Genomic DNA, 21,077 nt, shown 5'->3' on the forward strand with positions numbered 1-21,077 from the left:
CCCGCCGAGGCGCTGGACGGCGCGGCTCGCCGGGTTGTGTGTCGCGGAAGCGCCCGGCCCCTCACCCGCGGGACGGGGAGGGAGCCCAGGTCGGCATGACGTTCCCGACCTTCTCGATCATGCCGTGGCAGTAGGAGCCGCTGTGGTCGGCGCTCTGCGTGGGCATGAACGGATACTGCAGACGCTTGTGGTCGACGGTGAACACACCGTCCGGCGGCACGGTCTCGATGCGGACCGCGTCGGTCAGCGCCGACAGGTGGTGAGAGGGCACCTGGACCGTGTAGCTGCGCGTGCCCTGCGCCACGAGGCGCAGCGAGTGGAAGTCCTCGTGGGCCGCGTCCAGGGGCGTGTTGCTGTACATGTAGGGACGGTTCACCATGTCGATCTCGAACAGCGCCCGCGCGGTGTCGTCCTCCCACCAGCTCTGGCTCCGGACGAACTCCCGCACATGCCGGGAGAACAGCTCCCTGTGCTCGTGCAGCACGGAATGGATGAACAGACCGTAGTTGTTCACGTCGTAGTAGTCGGCGTCGTCGATGGACCGCTCGATGTACGCCCTCAGGGGATCATCGTCACCCTGCCGCCGCAGGAAGTCGGCGAACGCGGAGAACACGTCCTGGTAACGGATCCCGTGCTGCTTGACGAGGTGGCGGATCACCGTCCGCAGGCTGTTCGTGTTGTGGAGGGCGTGGAAGGCGTAGAAGAAGTACATGCCTTCCGCGAAGTCCGCCACGGAGGCGTCCCTGGTGCCGATGACGATGCGGGCTTCCGCGATGTCGCCCCCGGCGGGCCGGCTCACGATGCCCATGGCCTCCGAGCTGTGGTAAATGGGGGTGTTGTTCAGGAGCAGGTGCGGGTACGCGATGATCGTCTGCGCTTCGTTCTCGCACAGGGTGCCGATGCCCTGCCGGAACGACTCCAGGGTCTCCCCGGGCAGCGGCCAAATAAGCTCGATGTAGGAGCTGATGCGCTTTTCGCGCAGGTCCTCCTGGATCGCCGCGAACGCGCTCAGTTTGATGTTCGAGCGAGAGATGAGATCCAGGCTGGCCGGTTCGAGCGTCTGCAGGGAAACCGGTTGAGAGGCGATGAGACGGGCATCCTGGAAGATGCTCGTGATCTTGGTCACCGCCTGGGGTTTGTTCTTCGCGGCGGAGAAGTAGAGGACGTTCGGGGCTCCGAACTCGGTTGCGCACGAGGCGATGTGCCGGGATATGTCGACGTCCCGGCTCAGCATGCCCCAGTTCGCGTCGGCGATGAAGAGGAAGAGGATTTCGTTCTTGGCTATCCAGGTGATCTCTTCGCGGACCCGGTCCTCGTCGAAGCGGTACACGCGGTCATTGGTGGCCGCTCCCCAGAAGCAGAACCCGCAGTGGTACGGGCAGCCCCGGTTCGTCTCCAGAATGGCGATGCTGTAGGCCGAGTCGAAGACGCCGGTGAGGAACGGCGAGGGCACGTCGTCCAGATTGCTGATCCTCGGCTGCTTCGGTGTCGTCACCAGTTGGCCGTCGCGGTAGAAACTCAATCCGTTGACGTCCTGGAACTCGGGAACGGATTCCGTCAGGGCGAGCAGGTACCGGGTGAAGGTCACCTCTCCCTCGCCGTTGCAGATGACCGTCTTCTCGTCGTCCTTGTCGAGGTACCGGAGGCCCTGCGACATCACCTGCGGACCGCCGAGGATGATCTGGGCGTCCGGCCGCGCCTGCCTGATGGCCCGGACGGCGCTTCGGACCAGGCCCATGTTCCATACGTAGCAGCTGAACGCGTACACGTCGGCGGCCGCCTTGACCAGGTCCGCGATGACATGGGGCCGGCCCGTCTTGGCGACGGCTAAGTACCGGTCGAACCGGTATTCGCTGCGAATGACCGAATCGGTCATCGCATACGCCTGGAGGTACCCGGAAGCCAACGGGGTCATCCGCTCGAAAACGGAAAGCTCGATGAGCAGAACGTTTTTCACTGCGCTTCCTTCCATGGATCGGTACGCCCGGTCGAATGGATCCGGTGTCCATGCTGCTGCGCCCGCCCGCAGTGAGGGGGCGGGAGCGGCAGCGACGTGTCGGATCGACGGCGATTCGGGCGGTACGGTGCGTCTTTCCCGGCGGAGCGCCACCGGCTTTCGTCCGCGGTGACGCCTTCGGTCGTGCGGGGGAGTGCGACTGGAGAACCTGGTCGGACAGGGCGGCTTCTGCCGAAGCGTCGATTCCCGGTCCGACGGTGTCAGGGCTGACCGTCCGGGTGTGACGAATGTCTAGTTGACAGGGCTCCAGAAGGCAAGTCAAGAGGAACTTTCCGCGCGCGCGGGATCGGTTCAATGGCAATTTTCACAGAGGTTGCGTGTTTGAAAGCGGTGAGTGGCCACGGGGTCTCCCGACAGGCCCCCAATAGGGCTGTCCTGTATCAGGGAGATGAGGAGGAAGTGGCACCATCCGGTAAGTGCTCGCCGGATTTCCGGGAGGAAGCCGTCCGGATTGCGCTGAATTCACGTAAGACGTTCTCCGAAGTCGCCTTGGAGCAGGTCCCGGTGCCGGCGCGGGACCGTGGCCGGCCACACCGGCAGAGGCACCTTCCTGACGCCATGACCGACAAGTTGCCGGGGCCTTGAGCAAAACCCGACGTCATCTGATCAAGTTCACTACACTTGCCACTCGTTGTGATCCCGGGACGGCGGTGCACGCTCACGGCGGGCTGTCCGACGGGCGTCCGACCGTCCGTTGAACCATCCGGCCGCGCTCGTCGGCGAAGGAGCAGCGTCGACCCGCGGCACCACACGCCAGAAGGTGAGGGTTCGCCTTGGTCACGTCCCTGAGCGTCACCGAAGTCGGCTTCGCGTTGGATTCGCTGTTACCCGCTCAGCAGGCGGACTGGTACGCGGAGACCGAACTCGGGCCGATCGTGCTGCGCTACCGGGAAGCCCGGGAGCTGATGAGCGATCCGCGCCTCGTCCAGAGCGGACAAGGCCTGCTGGAACGTCAGGGCCTCACCGACGGCCCGGTGTACCGGTGGTTCGTGCCGATCATCCTGCACCGCAACGGCCCGGACCACGCCCGGTTGCGGTCGTTGATGCGCAGGGCGTTCAGCCCGCGCGTGATCGAGCTTGCCCGCGGGTTCATACGTACCCGGGCCGACGCGTTGACCGACGACATCACGGGCGGTGGTGATTTCGTCGCGCGGTTCGCCGACCAGTTGCCGCTCGCCGTGATCTGCCACCTGCTGGGTGTCCCGGACGAAGACACCGAAGCGGTCGCCCAGCACACCCGGGACATCGGCCGGATCTACGACCTGTCCTGGGGGCCGGACACGTACGCGCGGGTCGAACGCGGTCTGCTGAGTCTGTACGGCTACATAGACGAGGCGATCGCACGGCGGAAGGACGAGCCGGGGGAGGACCTGATCTCCGCGCTGCTCCGGGCCCGTGACGAGGGCCAGCAGCTCGACGACGAGGAGCTGCGCAGCTTGGTCGTGGCGACGGCATTCGCCGGGCACGACACGACCCGATGCCAGCTCGGCCAGGCGATGGTGACGCTGTGCGAGCGTCCCGATCTCTGGGAGCGGATCGGCGGCGACCCGCGGCGCGCCACGCTCGCCGCCGAGGAGATCATCCGGCTGGCCCCCGCCGCGCCGATGGTGTTCCGCTTCGCCACGACGGACATCGACTATCAGGGAAAGCATTTTCCAGCCGGCTCGCTGGTGCTGCTCTGCACCTATGCGGCACATCGCGATCCGGCGGTCTTCACCCGTCCGGACGATTTCGACCTGGACCGGCGACGTGAAGCGTCCACCCTCACGTTCGGCGCGGGCGCGCACCACTGCCTCGGCGCGGAGGTCGCCCGTCTCGAACTCACCGAGACGCTGGCCGCGCTGACCAGCCGCCTCGACCCTCCTGCCCTGGCCGGCCAGCCGAACTGGCGCAGCCCCCTCGGCATCCACGGCCCCGACCTGCTGCCGGTGCGGTTCGGCCAGCCCCACTGACAGGCCCACCGCACGCGGTCGACTCCCACGGTCATCACGTAGTCGCCCCCGACCCCGGCTCGGCCCCGGTGACGAGCGTGGCGGTGGCGTGCTGGGTGCGCGGCGCGCCCACCGTGGCCACCGCCCCGTCCGGGTCGAGTGGCCCGCCGCCTGGGCCGGCCACGCCCCGGGCGAGGGGTGAACTGCCCCGGCCTCATCCTCGCGGCCTTCGCTCTGAACGTGTGTATTCCCTTGCTTGGAGCACATGTTCAGACGAAGGCCGCTTCCGTGTACGGCGGCTACCGAGCCGAGTGATCAAGTACGGCAACACCGTTCGAGGAGCGGCTTCTACCGGAGGTTCTGAGATCCAGGCCCGCAACGAGTGGACCAGTCACCGGCCGGCGACAGCCGCGCTCCACCAGCCCGCACGACGACAAGTCTGCCGTCTTTGAATGCGATTCGATCACCAGCAGCCAGGAAGAGCGGGCCCGTCAACTCGAAGGCGTACCCGTCGTCGGTCTCGAGGTCTTTGACCAGTACCAACCGCGAGGTCGGCGTGGCTCCGTCAGCTACCAGGCGCATGCCGAGATGGTCTCACGCGGCCTGAGACACCCTCGACGTTTTTCAGCGGCTGACCAACTGCCCAGACGGCCGCGCTCCGGAGAATCACAGGTTCCACATCTGGTAGCCGCTGTTGTAGCTGGCGCTGCTGCACGTGTTGAGGCGCAGGCCGGCCCCGGCGCTGTAGTCCATGCATTTTCCGGTGGCCACGTTCTTCCAGTCGACCCAGCTACTGTCGGAGTTCTCCCAGTAGATCACCCACTTCTGGTAGCCGTTGTCGTAGCTCGCGTCGCTGCACGCGTAGGTCCGGATGCCGGCGCCGCCGCTGCCGTCAAGGCACAGGCCCGTCTTCACGTTCTCGAACTGGAACGAGCCGCCGTCGTCAACCGTGTACCACTTCTGGTAACCGTTGTCGTAGCTCGCGTCGCTGCACGCGTTGATGCGGAGGTGGGCGCCGCTGCTGTCATCCAGGCAGTCGTTCGGGTACTTGCCGTTGACGAAGTTCTTGTACCCGTAGGTGGCATTGGGGGAAGCCGCGGCGAGTGCCTCGATGTGCGAACGCGTGATCGCGGATAACGAGACCGCCTCGCTGTGGGTGTTGCCCGGGTGGGCGGTGACCGGTGCTGCTGTGGCGGTAGCCGTGGATGCGCCGGCCAGGACGATTGCCGCGGTGGCCACCCCGGTCAGAGCGTGTCGGATCCTCATGAGATTCCTTCCTCTCGATGTGCCGGCCCCTGGGAACAGCGGTCCGAGGTGAGCGGGTCGGCACCGACGATCCTGCACCGCCTGACCGCGCCACGGGAGGGGGTTGGCTATCGCTTTTCGCACGCGATGGATAAAGTTCCGTGTATGGACCAGAAAAAGGATGCGGAAGATCACTTATTCGAGGTGGGCCTGGGTGTCGGCAAGGAACCAAGTCTCCACCAGTTGCGGCTGTTTCTCGTTCTGGCCGAAGAACTGCATTTTGGCCGAGCAGCGGCCCGTCTGTTTATGACGCAGCCCGCATTCAGTCAGCAGATTCGGGCGCTGGAGGAGCGGCTGGGTGTGTCCCTGGTCGAGCGCACCAGCCGCAGCGTTCGTCTCGCCGACGCGGGGCGGGCACTGATCCCCCCGGCGCGTGACGTCATCGACGCCATGACCCGGTTGCAGCGCCGGGCCGCCGCCCAGGCCCGTGAGATACGGGGGCGGCTGACCGTCGGATTCATCGCGGGAGAAGCGGCGATGCCCTACACCCACGCGGTCCTTGGCGAAGTCCACGCCCGCCACCCCGGGATCGTCATCGAGATGGTCACCCTCACCTTCGTTGACCAGATAGACGCCCTTTTCAATGGCGCTGTCGACGCGGCGTTCCTTCGGCCCCCGCTCCCCGCCGGTCTGCAGGCGCTCCACCTGGCGACGGAGCCCCGGGTTGCCTGCCTGCCCGCCGGTGACCCCCTGGCCGTCCGGAGCACCATCACGCTCGACCGGCTCAACGACCACCCGGCCGTGGATTTCCCGCCGCAGACGCCGACCGAGTGGTGGGACTATTGGGCGCTCAACCCCCGCCCCAACGGGGCAGTCGTACGACGGGGGCCGGCGGCCAGGGATATCGAGGCTCTTCTCCACATCGTCGCGAGGGGACAGGCCATGAGCTTCCTGCCCGCGGCCGCCCGCCACCTCTATCCCCGCCCGGGCGTGGCCTTCGTGGACGTGACCGACGCCCCCGCCTCCACCGCCGCCCTCGCCTGGCTCCTGCGCAATCGCGACCACCCGCCCCTGCAAGCCCTACGCACCGCCGCCCGCGGGACCTTCGGGCCGGGTTCGTCAACCTGAACCAACCGGCCCAGGGGCGCTCCGGACGGCGTCGCGGCGGCGCCGTCCGGCGGGCGGTCACTGGCTCGACCGGTCCGGGCTCCGGGTCGGGGCGGCGGCCGGCGCGACGACCGGCGCGGCCTGCGGCGAGCGCTTGCGGGCCAGGGCCAGGCTGGCGATCGTGGTGGTCGCCATCGCGACGATGCCGACCAGGGCCGCCGTGGTGAAGGCGCCGTCGTTCGGGAAGATCCGGCCGGCGTCGGTGCCGGCGGACAGGACCAGGCCGCCGATGGCACTGCCGAGCGAGTACCCCACGCTGCGCGTGATGTAGTTGAAGCTCATCGCGCTGGACGTCTCGCTCTTGGGGGTGACGGCCAGGATGACGCCGGGCATGGCGGCGGAGAAGCTGCCGACGCCCAAGCCCAGCACGCTCATCGCCAGCAGCAGGTCGACCAGGTTCGACCGGGCCGTGGCGAAGAGGACGAACCCGCCGATGATGATGACGGCGCTGCCCGCCAGCAGGAACGGGGCGTCGATCCGCTTGAGCATCGGGGCCGTGAGCTTGCCGCCGACGAACCCCAGCACGGAGAACGGGATCAGCACCAGTCCGGCGACGAAGGTGGTGAGCCCGAAGCCGTAGCCGGCGCTGTGCGGCGTCTGCGCGTACCGGGTGATCAGCGTGAGCAGGATGTACATGCCGATCGCGCCGACGAACATGGCGAGGTTCGCCCCGGCGACCGCCGGGTGCCGCAGCGCCTTGAGGTCGATCAGCGGCGCCTTGCCGCGCAGCCCGGTGACGGTCCAGACGGCGAGCAGGACCGCGGCGACGACGGCCAGCACCATCGCCACGGCGAGGTGGTGGCTCCACAGGCTCCGCTCGCCGGCCAGGTAGAGGACCAGGAACAGTCCACCCGCCAGCAGCAGCGCGCCCACCGTGTCCACGTGGGCGGAGCGGCCCGCGGGAGCGTCGGGCATGAAGCGCCAGGCGGCCAGGAAGGCGACGGCGGTGACGAACAGGCCGAGGCCGTAGGCCGCGCGCACCCCGCCCACCTGGGTGAGCAGGCCGGCGAGGGGGTAGCCGGCGCCGACCCCGATGATGGAGACCACCGAGACCAGGGAGATGGTGGCCGCGCTGCGCTCTTCGGGGAGGTGGTCGCGGGCCACGCCCATCATCAGCGCCGTCAGACCGAGCCCGATGCCCTGCCCGGCCCGGCCGACCAGCAGCCAGGCGAACGGCAGCGGCAGCACGGTGAGCGCACTGCCCAACACGACGACCGCCAGCGTGGCGAGGATCGTGGCGCGCCGGTGCGGGCCGGCGCCGAGCCGGCCGAGGATCGGCGTGGAGACCGCGCCGGCCAGCAGCGCGATGGTCAGCGTCCACTGCGCGCTGTTGAGCGAGACGTGGAACGTGGTGGCCACGGTGGTGATGAGCGGCGCCCCGAGGCTGGCGACCGCCGCTACGACCAGGGCGACGAACACCAGCGAGGGGACCAGCATCCGCGGCTCGGACTGCTCCTGGGGAGTGCTCATCGGCCGGCTCCGGTGGTGCCGCGGCCGGTGAGGCGCGGTTGAGCGTCCGCGCGGGCTCTGGGGGGCACCGTCACCTGCCGGGAAGCTCGACGCGGCAGGGCCGATAATGCGGGTTGGGTGGTCATATTAAGGACCGTAGGGCCCGGAACAACACGTCGTCCAATACCCGATCGGACTGATCTTGATAGCCAGGTCCTATCAACTGTTGAGATCACCGCGGCCCGGGCGGGCACGCGCGACCGACCGTACGTGAGGAGCGCGGGAACGGCCCGCCCGCTCGGCTGACGGGCCGTCACACGCGCTATCGGGGTCAAAAGGCGCCGTTCAGGTACGGGAGCACGTCCGCGGCATCCGTGATGCCCGTCGGCGGGCCGTCGACCCGCGTGCCCGGGAGCGCGTTCTGGACGATCATCGGAGCGAGGGTGGGGGTGGTGTTGATCTCGATGAAGTGGTTCACGCCGAAGTTCTCCTGAAGGTCCGCCACGGACTCGATCAGGTTCGCGGGCTTGGTCCAGATGGCGAGCGACGCCCTCCTGACCGTGTCGGTCTCGACGATGGGCCGGCACTCGGTGGTGAAGTACAGCGGGGGCAGCACGGGATCCACGGTGCGCTCCTGCTGGCGCATGATCGCCTGGAGGGCCGCCGGCCGGAACAGCGGGGTGTGGATGGGGAGCAGGGCGGCGAGGCGCCGGCAGGAGACGCCGTTGCGCTCCGCGTGGCTCTGCAGCAGGTCCAGGTCGTCGAACCAGCCGCAGACCACCGTCTGGTTCGGGGCGTTGATCATGCCGACGTACAGGCCCTTCTCCGAGACCTGCCGGCACATCGCCCGAGCGGTCTGCTGATTGACGGCGAGGGCGAGCATTCCGCCCCGCAGCGACATCCGCTTGGCCTCGACGAAGCCCCCGAGCAGAACGTCGATCGTCTCCTCCATCGTCATGAGGTCCGTGATCACACTGCCGACGTTGAAGCCCGCGCCGTGTCCGAGAATGATGGACGGCACCACCTTCAGGTCGAGTGAGGCGTACACGGAGTACGGGACGAGCGTCGCCGCCACCAGGTTGTGGACGTATTCCGTCTCCAGACTGGGAGCCGGGCCGGAATCCGGGCCGGAATCCCCGGCGGTGAGTCTGTCCGTGACGGGCGGATGGCCGAGTTCCGCGAGTTTCCGGTCGGTCATTTCCAGGGCGTCGGCCACGCTCGCGTTCGTGTGGGCGAGCGTACGCAGGATCCCCGGCGGATAGGGGTTGCTGAAGGGCGGAAAAGCGAGGGCTGTCGTGAGCGGCATCTGTGGTCTCCCGGGATATCTGCCCGTTCGTCGTCACTGGGAGCGGGGGCTGCTCCCGTCGGGTGATCCGGACAACGGATCCGGCCTGCCCGGCTGCCGGATCCGTTTCCCGGATGACTGGTACGCGGCCCGGCCGCCGGTCCTGTCGCCCGGCCGGGGTGCGGCCGGGGCGCGGCCGGTTCGGCCGCGCCCCGGCAAGGGGTCGTCAGGACTGGCTGTCGGGGCGGAGCTGGTTGAGGACGGTGGTGGCGACGCCGGTCAGCGAGGCGGTCATCATCTCGGGGGCCGGGATCGCGCAGCCGGTGTGGCGGCGGATGTGGCCGATGAGTTCGGTGGCGGTCAGGGAGTCGGCGCCGAGCTGGTCGATGCGGCGGCCGACGTCGACGCGTTCCGGCGTGGTGTGCAGACCGGAGGCCAGCCAGGCGGTGAGGGCCTCCAGCAGGATCGGGCGGGCCTCCTCGGTGCTGGCGGCGGCCCGCAGGCGCGGCAGCAGGGTGTCGTCGTCACCGGCGTCCGCCGTGTGCACCAGCATCGCGGTGCGCGGCGCGGTGACCGCGGGGAGGAAGGCCATCAGCGCCTGCTCCCGGCCCCGGGACTCGGCGACCACCGCGGTGACCGTGGTGTCCGGGTCCTGGAGCAGCATGTCGAGCCGGTCCAGGGCCTGGGCCGAGGTCATGGGCAGGATGCCGTAGTCGCTCATCACCGAGGTGATCCCGGTGCGGAGCACGTAGCCGACGTCGGAGATGGCACCGAACTGCAGGACGGTGGCGGGCAGGCCGTCGTGCCTGCGCTGGTGCGCGATGTTCTCCAGCGCGAGGCTGGCCGCGGCGTAGGAGGACTGCCGCCGGTTGCCCAGCAGCGCGGCGAAGGACGAGTACATGACGAAGAAGTCGAGGTCCCGCTCGCGGGCGTGGGCGTCGAGCAGGAGCGCTCCGGTGAGTTTGGGGTTGAGGACGGTGAGGTACCGCTCGGCGGACAGGTCGGTGATCTCGCCGTCGTCGAGGACCATGGCGGCGTGGATCACCCCGGCGAGCCGGCGTCCGCCCGCGTCGATGTCGCGGAACAACTGGTCGACGGTCTCCGGGTCGGAGACGTCGACGGCGCGCGCCTCCACCCGCACCCCCTGGGCGTTCAGGCTGCTGACCAGGGCGGCGGCGTTCTGGTTGGCCGCGGTGCCGCGCCGGCTGACGAGCGTGAGGTGGCGCGCTCCCCGGCGGACCAGGTGCCGGGCCGTCTCGGCGCCGAAGCCGTCGAGACCGCCGGCGATCAGGTAGGTCGCCGTGGCGTCCAGCACCGGCTCGTCGGCGGCGCGGTCCAGCGGGACGCCGTCCTCGAGCAGGATGACCGTCTTGCCGGCCCCCTGACCGGCCAGGACGCTGTCCATGGCCTCGTGGATCCGGTCCGCGGAGTAGACCGTGTGGGGCACCGTGCCGCACTCGCCGCTGTCGATCATCTTCTGCAGGTCCTGCAGGCAGCGGTCCACCCAGGCGGCGGGCTGCTCGAACCAGCCGACCACGTCGACGGCGTGCACGGTGGCGCCGCGCTCCAGGGACGGCATCTGGAGCGGCGCCGGGGTCGGCGCGACGTCGAAGAAGTGGCCGCCCGGCGTCAGCAGGTCCAGCGCGCGCTGGCGCAGGTCCGGCGTGATGGAGCCGAGGCTGAGGATGACGTCGACGCCGCCCCCGGTGACCTGCCGGACCTCCTCGGCGAAGCCGGGAGCACCCGAGTCCACCACGTGGTCGATCCCCGGCAGGCTCAGCAGCGCGCGCTGCGCCGGCGTCGCGGCGCCGACGATGACGCGGCTGCCGGCGCGCCGGGCGAAGTCGATGGCCGCCAGCCCGGTCGCGTCGGATCCGCCCAGGACCAGGACGCTGTCCTCCGGTCCCAGGTCGGCCAGGTGGCCCAGGACGTGGTGCGTGGTCAGTTGGGCGGTGAGCAGGGTCGCCGCCGCGACGGAGGTGACCTGCTCGGGGAGCTTCACCACCCGGTCGGCGCGCAGGTTGATGTGCGAGGCCAGCCAGCCGCCTGCGGTGATCCCGGCGACCCGGTCGCCCGGGACGATGCCGGTGACGTCGTCCGCGACGGCGGTCACCACGCCCGCGCCCTCGCAGCCGAGGTGGACGTCGCCCGGCCGCGCGCCGCGCGGCGGGAGCAGGCGCCCGGTGGTGAAGAGGGCGTCCCGGCCGTTGAGGGCCGCGGCCTGCACCCGGACCGTCAACTCCCCCGGCCCGGGGGCGGGGATGCCGCGGTCCTGCCAGATCAGCCGGGGCGGGGCGCCCGCCTCGCCGTGCACGGCCAGCGCGAACTGCGCGGTGGTGCCGTGGGCACGGGTCCGCCGGGTCTCCGGCACCGCCTGCACCCGCACGGCGAACCGGCCGTGCGCGGTGATCACGCACTCGTCCTCGGCGTCGGGGTGGGTGATCTCGTAGGCCACGTGGCCGGCCGCCTGCGCCGCCATCCCCGCGGTCCCGCTGACGACGCGGATCCTGCGGACCGTCACCAGCGGCTGCTCGTTGGCCAGGCTGCGGGTGGCACCCCACAGGGCCGCACCGGTGTGCGTCATCGGGGCGTCCAGGCGGTCGGCGGTCATCGACGCGACCAGCCACAAGGTGGGCTGGAGGTCACCGCCGGCCCGCGCGCACGCGCCGGCCAGGGCGCTCAGCTCCGCACAGGCGCGGGCGACCCGCGCGGTGATCCGCTCGGCCGTCGCCGGCTCGGTGTCGTCGGCGATCAGCACGACGTCGACCGGCCCGGTGGCCGGCAGCAGGGCCGCCCAGCCTGTCGGCGGCTGGAAGGCCGAGACCGTCACCTCGCGGGCTCCGGTGGCGGTCAGGGCGGCCGCCACCAGGGCGCCCAGGCCCTCGGTGGAGCCGTTCCCGTTCTCGGTGATCAGCAGGCAGGGGGAGGTCGCGGCGTCCGCCTCCTGCTCCGGCTGCTCGCCGGCGGGTTCGGCGCCCGTGGCGCGCACCGCCGCGATCACCGAGGCGGGAACGCCCTCCACGTCCGGCTGCGCGCTCAGGAACGCGCTGGTGGAGAAGCCCGCCTGCGCCAGCACCGGTGCCCACTGATCGCGGGTCAGCGCCGCGCCGGCCGGCCGCAGTTCGGTGTCGGTGGAGTCCCAGAAGGAGTCCAGGATGCCGAACAGGGTCGCGACGTAGGCGTTGCTGTGCATCTCAAGGGCGACGAGCTGGCCGTTGTCGTCCAGCAGCGTGGCGGCGTGGCGCATGCCCCGGGTGATGTCGGTGGTCGTGTGCAGGGCGTTGCTCGCGACGACGAGGTCGAAGGAGCCCGCCACGAACCCCTGGTCGAGCGGGTCGACGCCCAGGTCGAGCGCGCGGTACTCAAGGAAGTTGAAGGCGGCGAAGCGGGCCTCGGCCTTGGGGAAGAACGCCGAGGAGACGTCGGTGTAGACGTAGTGCGTCCGGTCGGCCGGCAGGTGGGGCAGGATCCGGGCGGTGAAGCCGCCGGTGCCGGCGCCGATCTCCAGGATCCGCAGCGGCCGGTCGGCCGGCCAGTCGGCCAGGGCGGTGCTGAGGTACGCCACGGCGGCGTCCGACAGGTAGGTGAGCCCCGGGTCGTGGTTGTAGACCTGCGCGGCGATCGGACCGGACTCGCCGAACAGGACCTCCAGACCCTCCGCCTCACCGGTGAGGACGCCGGGCAGGCTGCGGCCGACCCAGGCGGCGGCCTGCCACATCACGATCAGCTCGGGGAACTCGGCCAGCCAGCCCTGCAGGAGCTCCTCGGGAACCGGGGTGCCGCTCTGCTGCCAGCCGCCCTCCGGACGGACGGTCACCAGCCCGTACCGGACCGCGATCGCCAGCATCGTCTCGACCATCTTGGCCAGGCTCTCCCGGACGCCCGCGCTCCTCAGGTCGTCCATGGTGAAGGCCCGCCCACCGGCCGGTCCGGCGGGCTCGATCGCGCCCCGGGCCACCGCGGACTCCAGGATGCGGTCCACCGCGGCCGCCATGAACTGCGCGCTCAGCTGCCGGGACCGCTCCATGTGGCCGCTGTAGCCGGCCTCACGGAACGCCTCGTCGAGCCGGGTGATGACCGGGACGCACGTCTCGATGACCCGGGCGGGCGCGGGCAGCGGGCTGGGGGTGCCGGGCAGCGTGGTCATCCGCGGGCGGGCCCTGAGCACCTCGTTGTAGACCCGGGGCGCGGGGGAGCCGGTGTTCTCGATGCGCCGCGCGTACACGTCCACCAGGTCGAGCAGGACCGTCCCGTCGGTGTCGCAGACGGTGATGTCGCACATGAGGCCGGTCTCGACCACGGACGTCAGCCGCATGTGCGCCACGACGGTGGCGGGCAGCGGGCCCCAGACGCGGACGCTGCCCATCGACACCGGCAGGTGCGGGACGTAGGGCTGCGCGGAGCCGGTGACGGCGCGGGCGGACAGTGGCAGCATCGCCTGGAGGCAGCCGTCGAGCAGGACCACGCGGGCCTGGTGCTCGCTGTCGGCGAACCGGTCCGTGTGCAGCCGCGCCAGGCCTTCGCTGTCCTGGACGGCCAGCGTCTTCAGTGTCTGGAAGGCCGGGCCGTAGTGCAGCGAGACCGCGGTGCAGGCCCCGTAGTGGTCGGACATGTCGACGGTCCCGCGGATCCGTCCGGCGAGGGCGGCCAGGTCCAGCGGAGCGGGCCGGCCGTCGGCCAGGCCGCGCCAGCGCCCGTTCACGTGCTGGACGGCCTCGATGTCGTGCCCGGTGTGCCCGGCGACGACGAAGGTCCCGTCGGGGCGGACGGTGGTGGTGGTGCGCACCGGCGCCGCACCGGGCTCGCTGGGCAGGACCAGCGACCGGGCGATGGCTATGTCGAGCAGTTCGACGGGGCCGCCGTGCACCTCGCGGGCCGCCGACAGCGCCATGTCGAGGAAGCCCGTGCCGGGCATCACGACGGCCTCGCCGACCTTGTGGTCGCCGATCCAGGCCGCGCTCTGCTCCCGGCCCCAGGTCGGGTCGCCCGCGAGCAGGCGCCGGCCGAGCAGCGGGTTGGACGCGGGCGGCTGCGGCGCCGGCGCGATCTCGTGGTCGGACCACCACGAGGGGTCGCCCAGCTGGTAGCGCTGGCGCTGCCAGGCGTAGGCCGGGGCGTCGACGACGCGACCGCCCCGGGGGAAGAACCGGTCCCAGTCCAGCCGCGCCCCGGCCGCGACCACGCGCAGCACGGTGCCGCCCAGTGTCTGCGGGCCGGCGCTGATCCGGGTCAGCGTCGACGCGACCTCCACCGACGCGCCCTCGTCGGCGGCGATGCGGCGCACGTAGCCGCTGAGCGCCGGGTGGGGGCCGACCTCGACCAGGACGTCGCAGCCGTGCTCCTCGCCGACCAGCGCCGCGACGGCGCCGGCGAACTGGACCGGCTCGCGCACGTTGCGCCACCAGTAGTCGGCATCCATCTCCTGGTCCGCGACCGCGCGGCCGGTGACGGTGGAGATCAGCGGGATCTCGCCCGGACCGGCCGCGAGTTCGCCCAGCCCCTCCCGCAGCGGGCCGCGGACCGCGTCCATGGCCGGGCTGTGGAAGGGGTAGTCCAGACGCAGGAACCGGAAGGACACGCTGTCGGCGAGGCAGCGGTCCTCAAGGGCCTCCAGCGTCTCGCTGTCTCCGGCCAGGGTGACGTCGTGGCGGGAGTTGACGGCCGCGACCACCACGCGGTCGGCCGAGCCCGTCTCGTCTAGCAGGCGCTGGGCCCGCGCGGGCGACAGCGCCACGGCCGCCATCCGCCCGGTCCCGAAGGTGGGCGCCTGCGAGAGGCTGCGGTGCGCGATCACGTGGCACGCCTGGGACCGGTCCAGTACGCCGGCGCAGTAGGCGGCCGCGACCTCGCCGACGCTGTGGCCGCAGACCGCGTGCGGGAGCACGCCCCGCTCGCGCAGCGACATGACCAGGCCGGCCTGCAGGGCGAACAGCATCGGCTGCGCGACCTCGGTCAGCGCCCACCGGGCGTTGTCGGGCGTGGCCATCTCGGCCTCGACCGACCAGCCAAGCAGCGGCTCCAGTTCGCGGCTGACGGCCTGGATCTCGGCGGTGAAGGCGGCGTCGTGCCCGAGCAGCTCCGCGCCCATCCGCGGCCACTGGGTGCCGTTGCCGCTGAAGACGAATCCGACGCGTCCGCGGGTGGTGCTGACGGCCGAGGCCGCCTCGTCCGACGCGCCCTTCTCCGCCAGCTCCCGCAGCGCCCGCGCGGCCGCCGCGCCGCTGGTGGCCAGCACGGCCGCGCTCAGCTCACGGCGCTCGCGGCGCCGCACGGTGGTGTACCCGACGTCCGCCAGGGCGGAGGCGTCGATGCCCTCCAGGTGGTCGGCCATCGCCAGCGCCGACGCGCGCAGCGCCGCCTCGGTGCGGCCGGTGACCACCACCGGCACGGCCGCGCCCGACGACGCGGACGTGTCCGTGCCGGCACCCGCGGCCGGCTGCGTGTCCAGCAGCTCCAGCACCACGTGGGCGTTCGCGCCGCCGATGCCGAACGAGTTCACGCCGGCGATGCGCCGCACACCGGGACCGCCGTCCAGCGGCTGCATCCCCGTCACCGGGGCGAGACCCAGCCCGTCGAAGTCGATCGACCGGTTCAGCGGCTGGGCGTGCAGGGTGGCGGGCACCCGCTGCTCGCGCAGCACCAGCAGGGCCTTGAACAGGCCCGCCATGCCGGCCGCGGCCTCCAGGTGTCCCAGGTTCGACTTCACCGAACCGATCGGCAGCGGCTTCCCGCCGCTTCGCCGCCGGCCCAGCACCCGTCCCAGGGCCTCGCACTCCGCCGGGTCGCCCGCGGCCGTGCCGGTCCCGTGCGCCTCCACGTACGACACCTGGTCGGCGGTCACACCGGCCTCGGCGTACGCGCGCTCCAGCATCGCCGCCTGCGCGTCCGCGCCCGGCATGGACATCCCGAGGGTCCGGCCGTCGGCGTTGACCACCGAGGACCTGATCACCGCGTGCACCCGGTCGCCGTCGGCCAGGGCGCGGCTCAGGGTCTTCAGCAGCACGACGCCCGCGCCCTCGGACCGGACGAAGCCGTCGCCGTCCTGCGAGAACGAGTGGCAGCGCCCCGTCGGGGAGAGCATCGACGCCTGGCTGGAGATGACGTGCCCGCCCGGGCCGAGCACCAGGTTGACGCCACCGGCCAGCGCGGCGTCGCAACGGCCCGACCGGACCGTCTCGGCCGCCAGGTGAAGGGCCGTCAGGGAGGAGGAGCAGGCCGTGTCGACCGTGTGGGACGGCCCGTGGAAGTCGAACAGGTAGGACAGGCGGTTCGCCGCGCTGAACGCACCGGTACCGGTGGGGGCGAACGAGTTCATCACCCCGGGGCGGCGCAGCAGCAGGCCCCAGTAGTCCTGGACGGTCAGGCCCATCACGACCGCCACGTCCGAACCCGCCAGCAGCCGCGGGTCGACGCCGCCGTCGTCGAAGGCCTCCACCGCGCACTCCAGCAGCAACCGCTGCTGCGGGTCGATCTGGGCGGCCTCCTTCGGCGAGATGCCGAAGTAGTCCGGGTCGAACCCCCAGACGTCCCCGAAGATGCCGGCCGCGCCGGTGTAGGCCTTCCCCGGCCGTACCCCGCCCCCGTCGATCACGAAATCGTCGGTGCTGAACCGGTCGCCCGGCACCGACGTGACGAGGTCCTCGCCGCCGGCCAGGGCCGCCCACAGCCCGCCGAGGGTGGTGATCCCCCCCGGGAGGCGCAGACCCACCCCGACCACCGCGACAGGCTCCCCCGTGCCCTGGGCGGTCCTGGCACCGCTCATGCCGCCTCGTTCCTGACTCACCATTACTGCGCCTGCCTTTCACATATTTTTTCCACATGCGTGACCGCTTGCGTTTTCATATGCGTGACCGCTCGCGTTTCCGGACAGGGGATCCTGGAGCCGTCCGCGCGGCTGCCCGTAATGCTCGAAGACTCGCACCGGTCCCCATTCGGGGACCGGTGTCCGGTAAGGAGTGGAGAAGACCGGGTTCGGCGGGGCACGGTCCATCGCACGGTGTGCCGCGGGCCGTGCGCCGCGGCACACCGCGGGAGAGCCCGCGTCGCCGGAGATCGACGGGCGCGCCCCGGAGCCCCGGGGGTTTCCCCACTCCAGGGCATGGGCGACCGGCGCGAGCGGCCTACCGGTCCCCCCGGGCGGCGGGAACCGCCTCGCCGACCCGGGTTGGTCCGTGCGCTCGCGCCGTGTTGGGTGCGCTTATGCGGCTGTTCTGGCGGTCAGGCGCATCTTGAGGGCGCGCGGCCCCATCGAGGGGGTGATGGCCGGGTGCCCCTGGCCGGGCAGCGGCTCCAGCCGCCAGCGGGAGGCGATGTCCGCCAGCGCCAGCACGGCCTCGGTGACGGCGAACTGGTCGCCGATGCACTTGCGCGCGCCGCCGCCGAAGGTGAGGAAGGCGTTGTTGCGCGGGGTCGACTGCCGCTTCTCGGCGTCCCAGCGGTCGGGGTCGAAGGCGTCGGGGTCCGGGTAGTAGTGCGGCAGGCGGTGCATCGCGTACGGGCTGTACGCGATGGTCGTGCCGGCCGGGATGTCGTAGTCGCCCAGGCGGGTGTCCGACGTGACGATCCTGGTCCAGATCATTCCGGCCGGCGGGTAGAGCCGCAGCGTCTCGGTGATGATCTGGTCGGCGAGCTTCAGGTCGGGCAGGTGGTCCAGGGAGACCGGCTTGCCCTCCAGGACACGGTCGATCTCGGCCCACAGCCGCTGCTGGATGTCCGGGTGATGGGCGATCAGGTACAGCGCCCAGGACAGGGCGATCGCCGTCGTCTCCGAACCCGCCACCAGGAAGGTCAGCACCTCGTTGCGCAATTCGGCGCTGCTCAGGCGCTCGCTCTGGCCGCCGCCGGCCGGGCACTCGGAGGCGCCGGTGTCGCGGGACGCCAGGAGCGCCGAGAGCAGGTCCCCGTGGTCCTCCGGGCTGCCCTGGGCCTTGGCGATGATGTCGGTAACGGTGTTGTTGAGCCCGGCCATGGCCTTCCGGTAGCGCCGGTTGCCGGGGGTGGGTATCCGGTTCAGCAGGGCGGGCGTGAACGTCTGCCGGTAGGTCGCGTGCTGCACCTCGATGGCGTCGCTGACCAGTTGGCGCAGGTCCTGCGGGGGGAGCGTCCCGCCGAGCATCGACTGGAGCATGTTGTGCATCGTCAGGCTGAGCATCTCCGCCGGCATGTCAAGGACCTGGCCGTGCCGCCACTTGCCGGTCATCTGGCTCGTGCCCTCGGTCATCACCTGGGCGTAGCCGGAGAGCCGGTTGCGGTGGAACGCGGGCTGGACCAGTCGGCGCTCGCGCCGGTGCATGGCGTGCGGGCAGGTCACCAGCCCGTCGCCGAAGACCTCCTTGGCCCGGTCGAACAGCAGGCCGCCCTTGTCGTAGGTGCGGTCGTTGAGAAGGATCTGCGAGGTCAGCTCCGGGTCGCAGACCATCACCGCCTTGAGCGGGCCGACGCTGATGCTCATGACGTCGCCGTGCGCGGGCAGCGAGCGCAGGAACCCCCGCGGGTCGCGCAGGGCCTTCACCGCGTGGCCCACGACGGGGAGGCCGCCGGGCGCTACGGGAATGTCCTCACCGGGCTCCGTGGTGGTCCTCTTGCCTGCAAGCGAGTTGCGCATGCGACCCTCCCAGGTGCGTCAAGTGCCATTCGAGCCCATTTGAAAAACGGGCCGATAATGAATGATCGAGTGTTTTACTCAGGTGACACAAATGAGCGCCTTTCGCGATAGCTCAGACTAACAGCATGATCGCGACGGGGGCGTGACTCGAGCGTGATCGAAGCGTGATCGCGCTGGTAGCCACCCTTTTTCACCGACTGAACCCGGCTAATCGCCCGCACCGGAAGGCACTCCGGGATCGCCGGTGGGACGCCCGGGCCGGAGCCCCTGGTGACCAAAGATCACAAACGAAACTCCAAACAGGTTCAGCCACTCGTGGCGGAAGCCGCCGACGGTCTTGACGGCCGCCATCGAAATAATGCTTTAATAGCGTCGTGCGCCTGAAACCTAGGTGCTTCACGGGTACAGGTTGACGAGAACTGCTACTCGAACGGGGGAGTAAGTGCAGTTCGCAATCCTTGGGTCGGCTACGGTGCGTTCTGCGAGCGGCGACCCTCTGGCAATTATGAGACCCCGCCAGCGGAGCACGCTGTGCATCCTCTTACTGAATAGCGAACGCCGGGTGAGCAAGGAATATCTCGCCGACGCGTTGTGGGGAGCCGACCTGCCCAGCGATCCGGGGGGCGCGCTCCGGAGCAACGCATACAGCCTGCGCAAGGCGACGCCGATCAAGGGCCGGCTGCAGACCGGCCGCGACGGCTACGGCCTCGCCCTGCACGAGGGCGACGTGCTGGACCTGCACCGCTTCCGTGGCCTGGCCCAACAGGCGCGGACGGCCGAGCTGCTGGGCGACGTCGACGCCGCGGCCCGGCTGTTCCAGCGCGCCCTGGACACCTGGGGCGACCCGCCGCTGGCCGACATCCCGGCCACGCCGATCATGCAGCCGGTCATCTCGGAACTGCTCGAACACCGCCACACCGTCCAGGAGTCGCTGGTGGACGCCCGGCTGGCGCTCGGTCAGCACCACGAACTGCTGCCGTTCCTGATGTCGCTCACCACCGCGCAGCCGCTGCGGGAGCGCCGGTGGGAGCAGCTCATCCTCGCGCTGTACCGGTGCGGCAGGCGGGCGGAGGCGCTGGACACCTTCACCCGGGCGCGCCGGCTCCTCGTCGAGGACTACGGCATCGATCCCGGGGGCCCGCTGCGGCACCTGCAGCAGCTCATCCTGGCGGACGACCCGCTGCAGGCCCTGACCCTGCCCGTACCACCCCAGCGGGTCCACGCCGACACCGCGCGCGAGCCGCGCCCGCAGCGGCCCGAGGCCCCCCGGCCGCTGGTCGGCATCCCCCATCAAATCCCGGCCGGGCCAAGGAGCTTCATCGGGCGCCAGTCCGAGCTCAGGATGCTCACCGAGGTGGCGGACGGGATGTCGCCGGTCGGCTCCTCCCCGGTGGTCTCCGTGCTGTGCGGCCCCCCGGGAATCGGCAAGACGGCCTTCGCCCTCCACCTCGCCCACCGGATCGCGGACCGCTTCCCCGACGGGCAGCTGTACATCGACCTGGGTGCCTTCGGCTCGGCGGCCGACCCGGTGGGCATCCAGCAGGCGATCCGGTCCGTCCTCGCCCCGCTGATCCGGCTGCCGGCGCCGGACACGATGTGCCCGGCCGCCTACGCCAACCTGTACCGGACCACCCTCGCGCAGCGGCGGATGCTCATCCTGATCGACAACGCGTACGACAGCGCGCAGGTGCAGCCGCTGATCCCGGCCGGCCCGCAGTGCATGGTCATCATCACCAGCCGCCGCAAGCTCACCGGTCTGGTGACCTCGCACGGCGCCCGGCTGACCACCCTGGACCTGCCCTCCCGGGCCGAGGCGACGGCCCTGCTCGCGAGCCGGGTGGCCGCCGGCGACCTCGCCGTCGACGGCGCCGCCCTCGCCGAGGTGACCGAGGCGTGCGCGCGGCTGCCCCTGGCGCTGGTGATCGCGGCCACCCGAGCGGTCGGCAGGCCCATGGTCCCGCTGCGCCACCTGGCCGACGAACTGCGCAGCGAGCAGAACCGGCTGAACGTGCTGCGCGGCGACCGGGCCTCGGGCGACATCCGGGCGGCCTTCTCGTGGTCCTACCGGCGGCTGACCTGCCCCGAAGCACGTATGTTCCGCGTCCTCGGCGCGCACCGGGTGCGCGAGGTCACCGCCGCCGAGGCGGGCCGGCTGGCCGAAGTGCCGACTCTGGCGGCGATGCAGGCCCTCACCGGGCTCGCCTACGCGCACCTGATCCGGGAGTTCGCCCCCGGGCGATACCGCTTCGACGACCTGGTGGGCGCCTACGCGGCCGAGAAGGCGCGGGAGGAGCGGGAGGAACGAGGCGAGCGGGGGGAACGGGGGGAACCGGATGAACGGCGGGCATGGGAGGAAGGTGCCTGATCGCCCGGGTTGCG

At 70.9% G+C, this 21,077-nt stretch carries 9 protein-coding genes; 3 read left to right on the top strand and 6 right to left on the bottom strand.

Annotated features, from left to right (window positions below):
- Positions 1–61: 61 nt before the first annotated feature.
- Positions 62–1,957, bottom strand: coding sequence for a cobalamin-dependent protein (locus OG519_RS30315; protein ID WP_405590548.1), 1,896 nt, complete (start codon positions 1,955–1,957; stop codon positions 62–64).
- A gap of 833 nt (positions 1,958–2,790) precedes the next feature.
- On the opposite strand from OG519_RS30315, the gene OG519_RS30320 reads away from it, so the two are divergent.
- On the top strand, positions 2,791–3,969 hold the full coding sequence (locus OG519_RS30320; RefSeq protein WP_405590551.1) for a cytochrome P450: 1,179 nt from the start codon (positions 2,791–2,793) through the stop codon (positions 3,967–3,969).
- A 645-nt stretch (positions 3,970–4,614) separates the two neighbouring features.
- On the opposite strand, the gene OG519_RS30325 is transcribed toward OG519_RS30320, so the two are convergent.
- Entirely contained in the window at positions 4,615–5,214 is a 600-nt protein-coding gene (locus OG519_RS30325; RefSeq protein WP_405590554.1) for an RICIN domain-containing protein, read from the bottom strand.
- A 144-nt stretch (positions 5,215–5,358) separates the two neighbouring features.
- On the opposite strand from OG519_RS30325, the gene OG519_RS30330 reads away from it, so the two are divergent.
- Positions 5,359–6,321 carry a LysR family transcriptional regulator gene (locus OG519_RS30330; RefSeq protein ID WP_405590557.1) on the top strand — a complete coding sequence of 321 codons (963 nt, stop codon included), beginning with the start codon at positions 5,359–5,361 and terminating at the stop codon, positions 6,319–6,321.
- Positions 6,322–6,378: 57 nt separating this feature from the next.
- Here OG519_RS30330 and OG519_RS30335 read toward each other — a convergent pair whose 3' ends face one another.
- The 4 genes from OG519_RS30335 to OG519_RS30350 all read right to left on the bottom strand — a co-directional run bounded on the left by OG519_RS30335 (position 6,379) and on the right by OG519_RS30350 (position 18,698).
- Entirely contained in the window at positions 6,379–7,830 is a 1,452-nt protein-coding gene (locus tag OG519_RS30335) for an MFS transporter (protein ID WP_405590560.1), read from the bottom strand.
- 310 nt (positions 7,831–8,140) lie between these two features.
- Complete coding sequence (locus OG519_RS30340) at positions 8,141–9,115, bottom strand: hypothetical protein (RefSeq protein ID WP_405590563.1); 975 nt, start codon at positions 9,113–9,115, stop codon at positions 8,141–8,143.
- A 205-nt stretch (positions 9,116–9,320) separates the two neighbouring features.
- Positions 9,321–16,856 (bottom strand): SDR family NAD(P)-dependent oxidoreductase, encoded by a 7,536-nt coding sequence (locus OG519_RS30345; protein ID WP_405590565.1) that lies wholly within the window; start codon positions 16,854–16,856, stop codon positions 9,321–9,323.
- Between the two features lie 435 nt (positions 16,857–17,291).
- Positions 17,292–18,698 (bottom strand): cytochrome P450, encoded by a 1,407-nt coding sequence (locus OG519_RS30350; RefSeq protein ID WP_405590568.1) that lies wholly within the window; start codon positions 18,696–18,698, stop codon positions 17,292–17,294.
- 562 nt (positions 18,699–19,260) lie between these two features.
- Between OG519_RS30350 and OG519_RS30355 the strand changes: the two genes are divergently transcribed.
- Positions 19,261–21,063, top strand: a complete 1,803-nt coding sequence (locus OG519_RS30355) for a BTAD domain-containing putative transcriptional regulator (RefSeq protein WP_405590571.1) — start codon at positions 19,261–19,263, stop codon at positions 21,061–21,063.
- Positions 21,064–21,077 lie beyond the last annotated feature (14 nt).

It is taken from the genome of Streptomyces sp. NBC_01190, from assembly GCF_045039895.1.
In the GTDB taxonomy this organism is placed as follows: Bacteria; Actinomycetota; Actinomycetes; order Streptomycetales; family Streptomycetaceae; genus Actinacidiphila.

What these genes read in the sequence shown, in the direction of transcription:
- OG519_RS30330 (WP_405590557.1), top strand. Translation starts at nt 5,359, where the DNA reads ATGGACCAGAAAAAGGATGCGGAAGATCACTTATTCGAGGTGGGCCTG.
- OG519_RS30335 (WP_405590560.1), bottom strand. Translation starts at nt 7,830, where the DNA reads ATGAGCACTCCCCAGGAGCAGTCCGAGCCGCGGATGCTGGTCCCCTCG.
- OG519_RS30325 (WP_405590554.1), bottom strand. Translation starts at nt 5,214, where the DNA reads ATGAGGATCCGACACGCTCTGACCGGGGTGGCCACCGCGGCAATCGTC.
- OG519_RS30340 (WP_405590563.1), bottom strand. Translation starts at nt 9,115, where the DNA reads ATGCCGCTCACGACAGCCCTCGCTTTTCCGCCCTTCAGCAACCCCTAT.
- OG519_RS30345 (WP_405590565.1), bottom strand. Translation starts at nt 16,856, where the DNA reads ATGAGCGGTGCCAGGACCGCCCAGGGCACGGGGGAGCCTGTCGCGGTG.
- OG519_RS30350 (WP_405590568.1), bottom strand. Translation starts at nt 18,698, where the DNA reads ATGCGCAACTCGCTTGCAGGCAAGAGGACCACCACGGAGCCCGGTGAG.